The organism is Enterobacter sp. Ag1, from assembly GCA_000277545.1.
Lineage (GTDB): Bacteria > Pseudomonadota > Gammaproteobacteria > Enterobacterales > Enterobacteriaceae > Cedecea.
Window position 1 is genome coordinate 314,859 of the sequence record AKXM01000004.1, and the last position, 12,493, is coordinate 327,351.

The window sequence follows — 12,493 nt, forward strand, 5'->3', positions numbered from 1 at the left end:
ATCCTTTCCCGGTGCGGGGAAGGCCGGTTTATTGTGCTTTAAAGGCGTGCAGACGATTAGTTGCCTTAGTCAGGCCTTCTTTCAGCCAGACTTCGGTGCAGCGCGCCGCTTCGTCTACTGCGTCGTCGATAAGCTTCTGTTCGCTGACCGGCGGTTTGCCGAGCACAAAGCCGACAACTTTGTTTTTATCGCCCGGATGGCCAATCCCCACGCGTAACCGGTGAAAGTTCGGGTTATTGCCGAGTTTACTGATAATGTCCTTCAGGCCGTTGTGCCCGCCGTGGCCGCCACCCAGCTTGAATTTCGCCACGCCCGGAGGGAGATCCAGTTCATCGTGCGCCACCAGAATTTCGTCCGGGGCGATGCGGAAGAAGGTGGCCATGGCGGCAACCGCTTTCCCGCTGAGGTTCATAAACGTGGTCGGAACCAGCAGGCGAACGTCTTCTCCACCCAGATTAATGCGGGCGGTATAGCCAAAGAATTTCGCTTCTTCTTTCAGCGACTGATTGTGGCGCTCGGCCAGTAAATCCACATACCAGGCTCCGGCATTATGGCGGGTCGCTGCATATTCAGCGCCTGGGTTGGCCAGGCCGACAATTAATTTAATGCTCACGTTTAAATTCCTGAAAACCGTTCACAGCCGCGTAGTTTACTGCGCGAGGGCGACGTTGACAAAGCGCAATCCCCCCGCCGACACATTCTTGAATAGTTGAGGATCTGAACCATTAGAATTTCAAGTAACTCAGACGCTTATTTGTAAACTTTTGTAGGTCTTTCATTCGTAATTGTGATCGCTCACGCACACGCTCTTTAGGGGCATTGTCTATACTTTAGTCACAAGGATAGGGGATGTTCCCCACCGACCCGTAATAGTGCGGAGGTGACATATGAAACGCAGAAACGCTTCGTTACTCGGTAATGTCCTCATGGGATTGGGACTGGTTGTGATGGTGGTCGGGGTGGGCTATTCAATTCTGAACCAGCTCCCGCAGCTAAACCTGCCGCAGTTTTTCGCCCACGGTGCCGTGCTGAGCATCTTCGTTGGGGCCGTACTTTGGCTTGCCGGGGCGCGTATTGGCGGACGTGAACAGGTCTGTGACCGTTACTGGTGGGTTCGCCACTACGATAAACGCTGCCGCCGGGATGAACATCATCGCCACAGCTAATATTTAGCAGATTTTGAGAAACGGCTCCTTTTCAGGGGCCGTTTTTTTTATGCTTAACGGATTGACCCTCACGTTACGTGAGGCTGCACACTCCCTCTCAGCAGAAGCCAAAAGGAGCAGGACATGTTGTTCAAAGTAGGTGAACTGGCAAAGCGTGCCGGGATCACGGTACGGACGCTACACCACTATGAAGCTATAGGCCTGTTGCTGCCTTCTGCCCGCACCGCCGCGGGTTATCGACTGTATAACCGGCTGGATATCGCCCGGCTGCATCATATTCAGGCGTTGAGCCGGATGGGAATGAGCCTGGGTGAGGTGCGCGACTGTCTCGAGCGTCAGGCGCTGTCGCTCCAGGAGATCCTGGATTCGCAGATCTCCGTGCTGGATGGCCAGCTGTCTGAAATCGCCGTGCTGCGCCAGCGGCTGGTTACGCTGCGTGAAACTCTGCGCAGCGGCGCAGAACCTGATCTCGAGGAATGGCTGACTACGCTGGAGTTAATGACGATGTACGATCGCTATTTTTCAAAAGAAGAGTTAGAGCGCCTGCCTTTTGCGCAGGCCGATAGCCGCCGTGACGGGGAATGGAAACAACTGGTCGACGAGGTGGCCGGGCTTCATGCCCAGGGCGTTCCACCGGCGGATGAGCGCGCCCAGCGGCTGGCGGCGCACTGGATGGAAATCCTGGAGCGTGACACGGCGGGTGAGCCGGATTTTCTGGTTCGCCTGAACAAAATGCATCAGGCTGAGCCGGACATGGCCCGCCAGACCGGGATTTCGCCGGCGCTGACCGAATACGTAACGCACGCATTCGGCCACAGCAAGCTGAACATTTACCGGCGCTACCTCACCGATGAGGAGTTTGCTTTCACCAGCCGTCACTATTTCGACCGTATGCAGGAGTGGCCGCCGCTGGTGGCCGCGGTGCGTAAGGCCAATGCGGAAGGCGTGCAGGCTGAATCAGAGCAGGCGCAGCAGCTCGCACGTCGCTGGCTGGAACTGTTTCAGTCGTTTGCCGGGCCGTCTGTGCAAACGCAGCAAAAATTCCGCACCGCGATGGCGAACGAGCCAGAGCTTGCCAAGGGCACCTGGATGACGCCGGAGGTGCTGGCCTGGCTGCAGAGGGCGATTGGCGCTATGTTCCAAGCCGCTGGACTAAGAAATCAACCAGGCTCCTGACGCGTAAAGAGAGATGGCGAGCGTGAGGGTAAAGTAAAATAAACGGTCGTGAGGCGCCGCCGTACTCCGGCAGCACCTCAACCAGCGTTCCGTCGGCCACATCCTGCTCCAGAATAAACCGGTAGGTCTGAATCAGGCCCGCTCCGCTTCTGGCAAGCGCCACTATTCCCAACACATCTTCCGCGCAGGTAAAGCCGCCGCGGGTAAAAATGTCGGTATCTTTGCCGTCGACGCTGTACGTCCAGGGGACTTTTCGCCCGGTGCTCGGCAGCTCAAACTGGATGCACTCGTGGTGATTTAAGTCGCCCAGCGTTTGGGGTATTCCCGCCCGGGCTAAATAGACCGGAGAAGCCACGGTGATAAGCTCCGCGTCTTCGAGCTTGCGGGCAATAAGCGATGAATCCTGAGGTGAGCGGCCGCGAATGGCAATGTCGTAACTTTCATCGGCAAAGTCGATGTTGCGGTTGCTGATGTGAACCTGCACCGAGACGCGGGGGTAAAGCTGCCTGAATTCCGGCAGCAGCGGCAGCACTCGATGATGCGCATACGGGGTAGGGAGGCTAATTCGCAGCACGCCAGCGGGTTCTCTCTGCGCACCGGTGACTTCCCGCTCCGCCTCTCTGAGCTGCTGCAGCGCCTGCTGGCACTGGCGGAAGTAGCGCTCCCCGCTTTCTGTCAGCCTGATCTGGCGGGTTGTACGTACGAACAGGCGCACGCCTAAGCGCTCTTCCAGGCGGGCGATAGAGCGGCTGACCGCCGCGGGCGTGATCCCCATAAAATTGGCCGCCGCGCTGAAGCTCAGCTGTTCCGCGGCCTGGCAAAACAGCTCCAGCGTGCCGATCTGCATCTCTTCGAAGTGGCGTTTCATTCCGATGTTCTCTTTCTATTTATTACATGAGGTATCTTGTCATGTTACAGATGGCTAATTTATCGGTCATTATGTCATAAGTATAGTGAGCTCCACATTCACCCACAGGAGCAAATCATGAACTCAACCCCAACCGTTATTGTGACCGGCGCCTCAAGCGGCATCGGCCTGGCTATCGCGCAGGCTTACCTGGCTCGCGGCTACAATGTTGTCGGCAATGGCCGAACGCTGAAGCGCTTAGAAACGGCGGCGGCAAGCCTCGGTAACCCGGCGAATTTCCTGCTGGTGGCCGGAGATATTGCACTGAAGACCACTGCAGAATCACTGTTTAAGCAGGCTATCGCCGCTTTTGGCCGCGTGGATATTCTGATCAATAACGCCGGGATCTTTATCCCGAAACCGGCGAGCGACTACAGCGAGCAGGATATCGACGCGTTGATTAACACCAACCTGAAAGGGTTTCTGTTCCCATCCCAGCTGGCCGCCAGCCATATGAGCAAAAACAAGTCGGGGCACATTGTGAACATCACGGCGAGCGTGGCCATGCAGCCTAACGTCAAGGTGCCTGCCTTGTTGCCGGTGATGGTGAAGGGCGGTCTGAATCAGGCGACCAGGGCGCTGGCTTTAGAGCTGGCGGCGGATAATGTGCGGGTTAACGCCGTTGCGCCTGGCATTATCGAAACGCCACTGCACGCGGACTATTCAGGCTCAATAGGTTTTCTCAGCACGTTGTCGCCGAGCGGGAAGACAGGCACCGTGCAGGATGTGGTAAACGCCGTGCTGTATCTGACGGATTCACAGTTCGTCAGCGGCACGGTCATGGCCGTGGACGGCGGCAGCACCGCCGGGGTTTGGTAACAGGAGAGCCGCTATGCCATACGTTAATATTCGCGTCACCCGGGAAGGGGTCAGTGCAGAGCAAAAGCTGGCGCTGATTGAGGGCGTCACCGACCTGCTGGAGCAGGTATTAAACAAAAAGCCCGCCGACACCTTTGTGGTTATCGACGAGGTTGAAACCGACAACTGGGGCGTGAATCGTGAAAGCGTGAGCGCCCGGCGGCGACGCGAAGCCGGGCAGGAGTAGGAGTGAACCTGGCCGCTAATTGGCGGCCAGTGCGGCCTGAACGTCCGGGAAGAACGCAAGGCGGCCGGGAATCGGTTTCACGCCAGCCCGCGCGATCGTGCGCAGCGGCTGGAATTCAAGGTTCGTCACCCGTAGTTCGCAGCCTTCCGGCATTTTCTCTACAAAGCGCTGGAAGGCATCCAGACCCCCTGCGTCCAGCACCGGAACCGCATCCCATTGCAGAATAACCACCCGATGCCCCGGCACCTGCTGGGCCAGCTGAATGAACAATCCTTCGGCAGCGGCAAAGAACAGCGGCCCCGTGACGCGCAGCGCCAGCACATCCTCAGGCACATTCACATTGCTAAGCGGGGCGAGGCGGGTCATTCGAGCCACGCGTCGCATGAAAAGCAGCGACGCCAGCACAATGCCGACGCTGATGGCAATCACCATGTCAAACAGCACGGTCAGCGACATGCAGATCAGCATCACGATGATGTCGTCTTTCGGCGCCCGGCGCATCAGGTTGACGACTTTATGCGCCTCGCTCATGTTCCACGCCACCATCAGCAGCAGGGCCGCCATCGCCGAGAGAGGCAGCCAGGAAAGCAGAGGGGCGAGCGCCAGCAGGGCCAGGATCACCAGCAGCGAGTGAATAATGGCGGCCACAGGCGAAGTTGCCCCGGCACGCACGTTGGCGGCTGAGCGAGCAATGGCCGCGGTGGCGGTAATTCCGCCGAAGAACGGGGCAATAATATTTCCCAGCCCCTGGCCGACCAGCTCGCTATTGGCGTTATGTTTGGTGCCGGTCATGCCGTCCAGCACCACTGCACAAAGCAGGGATTCGATGGCACCCAGCATGGCCATAGAGAACGCCGCAGGTAGCAGGGCGCTGAGTGAGTCCCAGCTAAGCGTAAAGTCCGAATTTGGCATCGCCCACGGGAGCGTTAGCTGAGGCAGCAGTTGGGGAATGCCGTTGCCCTGGGTGCCGTCGGCAAGCACGTAGTGGAACCGGGAGCCAATCGTCGCAACTTCACCGCCAAGCAAAGTCACCATCGCCATCACAGCGCAGCCCGCCAGCAGCGCAGGCAGATGCCCCGGCAGGCGAAGCCCCAGGCGCGGCCAGAGAATCAGCACCGCCAGCGTCACGATGCCGATCGCAGCGTCGCCCATATTCAGCGTGGGCAGCGCCATTGCCAGCGCGGCCACTTTATTCAGGTAGTGTTCCGGCACGTGCTCCAGCGTCAGGCCGAAAAAGTCTTTCACCTGCATTGTCGCAATGGTGATGCCTATCCCGGAGGTAAAGCCCAACGTCACCGACAGCGGAATGTATTCGATAAGCCGCCCAAAGCGTGCCAGCCCAAACAGGATCAGGAATATCCCGGACATCAGCGTGGCAACCAGCAGGCCAGCAAGCCCGAATTGTTGCGCGACGGGGTAGAGGATCACCACGAAAGCCGCTGTCGGGCCGGAGACGCTGAAGCGCGAGCCGCCGCTAAGGGCGATGACAATCCCGGCCACGGCGGCAGTATACAAACCGTACTGCGGCGCAACGCCGCTGCCGATGGCCAGCGCCATAGCCAGAGGAATAGCGATGATCCCGACGGTCACACCGGCGATGGCGTCCCGGCTAAAGCGGGACAGGGTGTACTTTTCGCGCCAGCAGGCATCAATCAGGGCGCGGAATGGCATTACGTGAGAAGAAGATACGGTTTTCACTTGTGATTCCATCCGTGAGCGCATCATCTGTCGTTCAGGCAGGTGAAGGAGGCATTGAAAAAGAGTAGTTCAAAAACGAAAAAACCCGCCGCAGCGGGTTTTAAAAGCAACGTCTATCAGTGCTCGAACATCGCAGAGATAGATTCTTCGTTACTGATACGACGAATGGCTTCTGCCAGCATACCGGACAGGGTCAGGGTACGGACGTTTGGCAGGGCTTTGATTTCGTCAGACAGCGGGATGGTATCGCAGACAATCACTTCGTCGATCACCGAGTTGCGCAGGTTGTGCACCGCGTTACCGGAGAAGATAGGGTGAGTGGCATAGGCGAATACGCGTTTAGCGCCGCGTTCTTTCAGCGCTTCAGCTGCTTTACACAGGGTGCCGCCGGTATCAATCATGTCGTCAACCAGTACGCAATCACGGCCGGACACGTCACCGATGATATGCATAACCTGGGAAACGTTAGCGCGCGGACGGCGCTTGTCGATGATAGCCATATCGGTGTCGTTCAGCAGCTTAGCGATAGCACGGGCACGTACCACGCCGCCGATGTCCGGGGAAACCACGATTGGGTTTTCCAGGCCGATTTGCAGCATATCTTCCAGCAGAATTGGGCTACCGAAGACGTTGTCTACCGGGACGTCAAAGAAGCCCTGGATTTGTTCAGCGTGCAGGTCCACGGTGAGAACACGGTCAACCCCTACGCTTGAGAGGAAGTCAGCAACGACTTTCGCAGTGATGGGTACACGAGCGGAGCGCACACGGCGGTCCTGACGAGCGTAGCCAAAGTAAGGGATAACAGCGGTGATACGACCTGCAGAAGCGCGGCGCAGGGCATCAACCATAACAACCAATTCCATCAGGTTGTCGTTCGTTGGGGCACAGGTGGACTGGATGATGAAAATATCACCACCGCGTACATTTTCGTTGATTTGTACGCTTACTTCACCGTCGCTAAAGCGACCGACGGCGGCGTCACCAAGGGAGGTGTACAGGCGGTTGGCAATACGTTGTGCTAGTTCCGGGGTGGCGTTACCAGCAAAAAGCTTCATATCAGGCACGAGAAGAACCTCAGGCATGCGTCCAGTGGCGGATGGTTGCTACCGCATAATGTGCGGGCGGGGTAGCCCCCATCCAGGCGGTGTATTAAAGAGCACGATGCAACGTCTGAAACGAGGTGACGTTGTCACCAATGCCCAGCTTGCCCGGATATGGCCTGATGCAGCGGAGATCTATTAACGCCTCGCGCAACAAACCCATGCAGCCATTCCGGGGCTTGCTCAAGCACCTGCCGGGCGGCGTGCTCGGTGTTAAATTCAGCAAACACACAAGCGCCGGTGCCGGTCAGGCGCGACGGCGCGTATTCTAACAGCCAGGAAAGCGCGGCATCAACCTCGCGAAAACGTTTTCTTGCGATAACCTCACAATCGTTGACAAATTCACATTTTAGCAACGTCGTAATTGACCTGACCGGGGTTTCGCGCGGGAGGTCAGGATCGCCAAAAATGATCGGCGTTGGAATACTGACGCCCGGATGAGCAACCAGGTACCATTTTTCTTCAGGTTCGACCGGCGTCAGGATTTCACCGACGCCTTCAGCAAAGGCGGCGTGGCCCCTGACAAATACCGGCACGTCGGCACCAAGGCGAATGCCCAGCGCAGCCAGTTCGTCTTCGCTGCAGTCGGTTTTCCAGAGCTTGTTCAGTGCCACCAGTACGGTAGCCGCGTTGGAGGAGCCGCCGCCCAGTCCTCCGCCCATCGGAAGCTGCTTCTCAACGCCGAGATCGGCGCCTGCGCCCGCGGGCAGGGTGCCTTTTTCTGCCGCGAATTCCATCAGCATACGGGCGGCGCGCACAATCAGGTTTTCTTCATCAGGCACGCCGTCAATCGGCGTTACCAGCCGAATGACGCCGTCGGGACGCGGTTCGATGGTGAGCGTATCGCCATAATCAAGAAACTGAAACAGCGTCTGCAGGTTGTGATAACCGTCGGCACGGCGGCCGGTGATGTACAGAAACAGGTTCAGTTTTGCAGGGGCAGGCCAGCGGGAAATCATTATTTCACCGTCCAGCTGTCCATTTTCAGCTTGATACGCTGGTCGCCTTCGCGCAATTCCATGTTGGACGGCAGAGAAGGTTGGGTTTTGCTGTCGTAATCACTGTATACCACTTTCCAGGTTTTGCCGCCCTGGGTGTAGTTTACTTCGCGCAGGCGGTACTGGTCGTCCAGCTTGTAGTCCGTGGAGTCGCCCGGCAGGCCGAGCATCCACTGGCGCAGGCTGTTCAGCGGAATAGGCATCCCGGTCAGCTTGCCGATCATCTCTTCCGCATCTGTGGCGGTGTAGCGCTTGCCGTCGCGGTCGGTTAACTGAACCCGATCCGGCTGAGCATTAAGCTCAAGCTCGGTGCTGCCGAGCGGGTTGGTCAGCAGCAGGCGGTAACGGTCCGGGGCAGTTTGCTGCCAGTTAAAGCGGGCATATACCTTTTGGCTATCGGAGAGATAAGCAAAAGCGCCACGCGTCTGATATTGGGTGATTTTTTGCACTTGTTGCTGGTGTTCTAACCACTGCGGCGAGTCAGGACTTTTGCCCGGGCCGCTCGGTTGGGTGACTGAACAGGCGGCCAGCACGAGGCTGGCAAGGGGCAGAAGGCGCATCAGGCGGGCTTTTGGCATCAACATGGCGGCAGCAAATCCTTAAATTCATTTTTGTGGTCAACCGTTCATGCTAGCGGGCGGGCGGCAGGGCGTCTACGGTCATGTTGTCTTAAATCATAAATCATCCACTTACTCCACAAGGGGAAGCTCTCTTTTATTGATTCGGCTCATCCTGTATGATGCGACCAGAAATCCTTATCAACATCGGTATTACTCAGACCGCTCCATGACCCTGTTAGCGTTAGGAATTAACCACAAAACCGCGCCGGTATCGCTGCGAGAACGTGTAACGTTTTCGCCAGACACGCTCGACCAGGCGTTGGGCAGTTTGCTGGAACAGCCTATGGTTCAGGGCGGAGTGGTGCTGTCGACCTGCAACAGAACCGAGTTATATCTGAGCGTTGAGCAACAGGAAAACCTGCACGAAGGGCTGGTGCGCTGGCTGTGTGATTACCACAACCTCAACGAAGAGGAAGTGCGTAAAAGCCTTTACTGGCACCACGATAACGACGCCGTCAGCCATCTGATGCGCGTGGCCAGTGGCCTGGATTCACTGGTGCTGGGCGAACCGCAGATCCTCGGGCAGGTAAAAAAAGCCTTTGCCGACTCCCAAAAAGGCCATTCGCTTTCCAGCGAGCTGGAGCGCATGTTCCAGAAGTCCTTCTCCGTTGCCAAGCGCGTGCGCACCGAAACCGACATTGGCGCCAGCGCCGTTTCCGTCGCGTTTGCCGCCTGCACCCTGGCACGGCAAATCTTTGAATCGCTCTCCTCGGTAACGGTCCTGCTGGTCGGTGCCGGGGAGACTATCGAACTGGTTGCCCGCCATCTGCGCGAGCATAAAGTTGAGAAGATGATTATCGCCAACCGTACCCGAGAACGCGCTCAGGTGCTGGCCGATGAGGTCGGCGCGGAAGTGATTAGCCTGAGTGAAATTGACGAACGTCTGGCGGATGCCGATATCATCATCAGTTCTACCGCCAGCCCGCTGCCTATCATCGGCAAGGGGATGATGGAACGCGCGCTTAAAGCCCGTCGTAACCAGCCGATGCTGCTGGTAGACATCGCCGTACCGCGTGACGTCGAACCCGAAGTCGGTAAGCTGGCGAACGCCTACCTTTACAGCGTGGACGACCTGCAGGCCATTATTCAGAGCAACCTTGCGCAGCGCAAAGCGGCGGCGGTTGAGGCTGAAACTATCGTGGCGCAGGAATGCAGTGAATTTATGGCCTGGCTGCGCGCGCAAAGCGCCTCCGAGACCATTCGTGAATACCGTAGTCAGGCAGAGCAGGTGAGAGACGACCTGGCTGCCAAAGCGCTGGCTGCCCTACAACAGGGCGGCGACGCGGAATCCGTACTGCAGGATCTGGCCTGGAAACTGACCAATCGCCTGATTCATGCCCCAACCAAATCGCTCACGCAGGCTGCCCGTGACGGGGACGACGAACGCCTGCAAATCCTGCGTAACAGCCTCGGGCTGGATTAGCACACACAACTCTTATTACAAGGTGAACCACCGCCCATGAAGCCTTCTATTGTTGCCAAACTGGAAGCCTTGCAGGAGCGCCATGAAGAAGTTCAGGCCCTGCTAGGCGATGCCTCGACCATTGCCGATCAGGACCGTTTCCGCGCCCTGTCTCGTGAATATGCCCAGTTAAGCGATGTATCGCGCTGTTTCCTGCAATGGCGTCAGGTACAGGAAGACATTGAGACCGCAGAAAGTATGCTCGGCGATCCGGAAATGCGCGAAATGGCGCAGGAAGAGCTGGCCGAAGCCAAAGCCAGCAGCGAAGAGCTGGAGCAGCAGCTTCAGGTTCTGCTGCTGCCAAAAGATCCCGACGATGAGCGCAATGCGTTTGTCGAAGTTCGTGCCGGCACCGGCGGGGACGAAGCTGCGCTGTTTGCCGGCGATCTGTTCCGCATGTACAGCCGCTATGCCGAAGCCCGCCGCTGGCGGATTGAAATCATCAGCGCCAACGAAGGCGAGCACGGCGGCTTCAAAGAAGTGATCGCAAAAATCAGCGGCGAGGGCGTCTATGGCCGCCTGAAATTTGAATCCGGCGGCCACCGCGTGCAGCGTGTTCCGGCCACGGAATCCCAGGGGCGTATTCATACTTCCGCCTGTACCGTGGCGGTGATGCCGGAAATTCCAGAGGCGGAACTGCCGGACATTAACCCGGCGGACCTGCGCATCGATACCTTCCGTTCCTCTGGGGCGGGCGGGCAGCACGTTAACACCACCGACTCCGCAATCCGTATTACTCACTTGCCGACCGGCATTGTGGTGGAGTGCCAGGACGAACGTTCCCAGCATAAAAACAAAGCCAAAGCGCTTTCCGTGCTGGGGGCGCGAATTCGCGCCGCCGAAGTCGCCAAACGTCAGCAGGAAGAGGCTTCCACTCGCCGTAACCTGCTCGGCTCCGGCGACCGCTCTGACCGCAACCGTACCTACAACTTCCCGCAGGGGCGCGTGACCGATCACCGCATTAACCTGACGCTTTACCGTCTGGATGAAGTGATGGAAGGGAAAATCGACGCCCTGATCGAGCCGATTGTGCAGGAGTTCCAGGCCGATCAGCTCGCGGCGCTGTCCGAGCAGGATTAATGGAGTTTCAGTCATGGCTTCGCCAGGCCGTTCAGCGCCTGGCGCAAAGCGAAAGCCCAAAACGAGATGCGGAGATTTTATTGGGGTTTGTCACCGGCAAATCCCGCACGTTTATCCTCGCTTTTGGTGAAACCTCGCTGACGCCAGCCCAGCAAGCCGAGCTTGATGGGCTTCTGGCTCGCCGGGAGCGCGGTGAACCGATTGCACACCTTGTGGGCGAACGTGAGTTCTGGTCGCTGCAGCTGCGCGTTTCTCCGGTGACGCTGATTCCTCGCCCTGATACCGAATGCCTCGTCGAACATGCGTTAACTAAGCTGCCGAAAACCCCGTGCGCAATGTTAGATCTTGGCACCGGGACGGGCGCTATCGCTCTGGCGCTGGCCAGCGAACGTCCTGACTGCGACGTCACCGCGCTGGACGTGGTGCCGGAAGCCGTGGCGCTGGCGAAAACGAACGCAGAAAACCTGGGCATAAACAACGTCAGGGTGTTGCAAAGCCACTGGTTTAACGCCCTTGATGCCCAGCGCTTTGCGCTGATTGTCAGTAATCCACCGTATATCGACGAAGCCGATCCGCACCTCAGTGAAGGTGACGTTCGCTTTGAACCGAAAAGCGCGCTGGTAGCGGAGAATCATGGTCTGGCCGATTTAGAAACCCTGGTTAACGATTCACGCCGTTTTCTTGAACCCGGCGGCTGGCTGGTGCTGGAGCACGGCTGGACGCAGGGCGAAAGCGTGCAGCGTTTGCTGCGGGATGCCGGTTTTACCGAGGTTGCAACCTACAAAGATTATGGCGATAACGATCGCCTGACGTCAGGACGCTATCTTTGACTTATTAAGGAACAGACATTTTGGCGACTTATTTTTCACTTAAATATCTGCATATTTTCACCGTCGTTATTTCAATCAGCCTGTTTGTTTTACGCTACTGGTGGCAATATCGCGGGTCTGTGATGTCCGGCAAGCGCTGGGTGCGCATCGTACCGCACGTTAATGATACGCTGTTATTGATCAGCGGTTTTGCGCTGGTTATGGTTACGCATTTCTATCCTTTTACGCCGCAGGGAACGTGGCTGACTGAAAAGCTGTTTGGCGTTATTATCTATATCGCTTTAGGTTTTATCGCGCTGGGAAAACGTCCGCGCAGCCAGCAGGTTCGTTGGTTTGCTTTTCTGCTGGGGCTGGTGGTGCTTTACATCATCATAAAACTCGCCACCACTAAAATACCGATATTGGGGTAAG

14 protein-coding genes are annotated in these 12,493 nt (G+C 57.5%); 8 read left to right on the forward strand and 6 right to left on the reverse strand.

Translation table 11 applies throughout. The features are described from left to right. Nucleotides 1-28 precede the first annotated feature (28 nt). On the reverse strand, nt 29-613 hold the full coding sequence (gene pth, locus A936_RS02215; protein ID WP_008454164.1) for an aminoacyl-tRNA hydrolase: 585 nt from the start codon (nt 611-613) through the stop codon (nt 29-31). Nucleotides 614-887: 274 nt separating this feature from the next. Here pth and ychH point away from each other — a divergent pair, with 274 nt between their 5' ends. Then, nucleotides 888-1,166: a stress-induced protein YchH gene (gene ychH / locus A936_RS02220; protein ID WP_008454166.1), complete on the forward strand. Its 279-nt coding sequence runs from the start codon at nt 888-890 to the stop codon at nt 1,164-1,166. Between the two features lie 123 nt (nt 1,167-1,289). Then, complete coding sequence (locus tag A936_RS02225; protein ID WP_008454168.1) at nt 1,290-2,342, forward strand: MerR family transcriptional regulator; 1,053 nt, start codon at nt 1,290-1,292, stop codon at nt 2,340-2,342. Here A936_RS02225 and A936_RS02230 read toward each other — a convergent pair. After that, nucleotides 2,299-3,210, reverse strand: coding sequence for a LysR family transcriptional regulator (locus tag A936_RS02230; RefSeq protein ID WP_008454170.1), 912 nt, complete (start codon nt 3,208-3,210; stop codon nt 2,299-2,301). The genes A936_RS02225 and A936_RS02230 overlap by 44 nt on opposite strands. A gap of 117 nt (nt 3,211-3,327) precedes the next feature. Between A936_RS02230 and A936_RS02235 the strand changes: the two genes are divergently transcribed. Both A936_RS02235 and A936_RS02240 read left to right on the forward strand, forming a co-directional pair. Next, the gene (locus tag A936_RS02235; protein WP_008454173.1) at nt 3,328-4,068 is read left to right on the forward strand and encodes an SDR family NAD(P)-dependent oxidoreductase; all 741 of its coding nucleotides are present in this window, start codon (nt 3,328-3,330) and stop codon (nt 4,066-4,068) included. 13 nt (nt 4,069-4,081) lie between these two features. Next, the gene (locus A936_RS02240) at nt 4,082-4,294 is read left to right on the forward strand and encodes a tautomerase family protein (protein ID WP_008454175.1); all 213 of its coding nucleotides are present in this window, start codon (nt 4,082-4,084) and stop codon (nt 4,292-4,294) included. A gap of 15 nt (nt 4,295-4,309) precedes the next feature. Here the strand turns inward: A936_RS02240 and dauA are convergent, their stop codons facing one another. The 4 genes from dauA to lolB all read right to left on the reverse strand — a co-directional run bounded on the left by dauA (nt 4,310) and on the right by lolB (nt 8,674). Continuing rightward, on the reverse strand, nt 4,310-5,992 hold the full coding sequence (gene dauA, locus A936_RS02245; protein WP_008454178.1) for a C4-dicarboxylic acid transporter DauA: 1,683 nt from the start codon (nt 5,990-5,992) through the stop codon (nt 4,310-4,312). A gap of 116 nt (nt 5,993-6,108) precedes the next feature. After that, nucleotides 6,109-7,056 (reverse strand): ribose-phosphate diphosphokinase, encoded by a 948-nt coding sequence (gene prs, locus A936_RS02250; protein WP_008454180.1) that lies wholly within the window; start codon nt 7,054-7,056, stop codon nt 6,109-6,111. Between the two features lie 125 nt (nt 7,057-7,181). Further along, nucleotides 7,182-8,048 (reverse strand): 4-(cytidine 5'-diphospho)-2-C-methyl-D-erythritol kinase, encoded by an 867-nt coding sequence (gene ispE, locus A936_RS02255; protein ID WP_192810965.1) that lies wholly within the window; start codon nt 8,046-8,048, stop codon nt 7,182-7,184. A 2-nt stretch (nt 8,049-8,050) separates the two neighbouring features. Beyond that, nucleotides 8,051-8,674, reverse strand: coding sequence for a lipoprotein insertase outer membrane protein LolB (gene lolB / locus A936_RS02260; RefSeq protein WP_008454183.1), 624 nt, complete (start codon nt 8,672-8,674; stop codon nt 8,051-8,053). Nucleotides 8,675-8,876: 202 nt separating this feature from the next. Between lolB and hemA the strand changes: the two genes are divergently transcribed. The 4 genes from hemA to A936_RS02280 are packed head-to-tail and all read left to right on the forward strand — an operon-like array spanning nt 8,877 to nt 12,492. Next, nucleotides 8,877-10,133 (forward strand): glutamyl-tRNA reductase, encoded by a 1,257-nt coding sequence (hemA, locus tag A936_RS02265; RefSeq protein WP_008454185.1) that lies wholly within the window; start codon nt 8,877-8,879, stop codon nt 10,131-10,133. 36 nt (nt 10,134-10,169) lie between these two features. Further along, nucleotides 10,170-11,252, forward strand: coding sequence for a peptide chain release factor 1 (gene prfA / locus A936_RS02270; protein ID WP_008454187.1), 1,083 nt, complete (start codon nt 10,170-10,172; stop codon nt 11,250-11,252). Further along, nucleotides 11,252-12,082 carry a peptide chain release factor N(5)-glutamine methyltransferase gene (gene prmC / locus A936_RS02275; protein WP_008454188.1) on the forward strand — a complete coding sequence of 277 codons (831 nt, stop codon included), beginning with the start codon at nt 11,252-11,254 and terminating at the stop codon, nt 12,080-12,082. Before prfA ends, prmC begins: the two co-directional genes overlap by 1 nt. Before the next feature lie 20 nt (nt 12,083-12,102). Continuing rightward, complete coding sequence (locus tag A936_RS02280; protein WP_008454190.1) at nt 12,103-12,492, forward strand: SirB2 family protein; 390 nt, start codon at nt 12,103-12,105, stop codon at nt 12,490-12,492. The last annotated feature ends 1 nt before the right edge of the window (nt 12,493 follow it).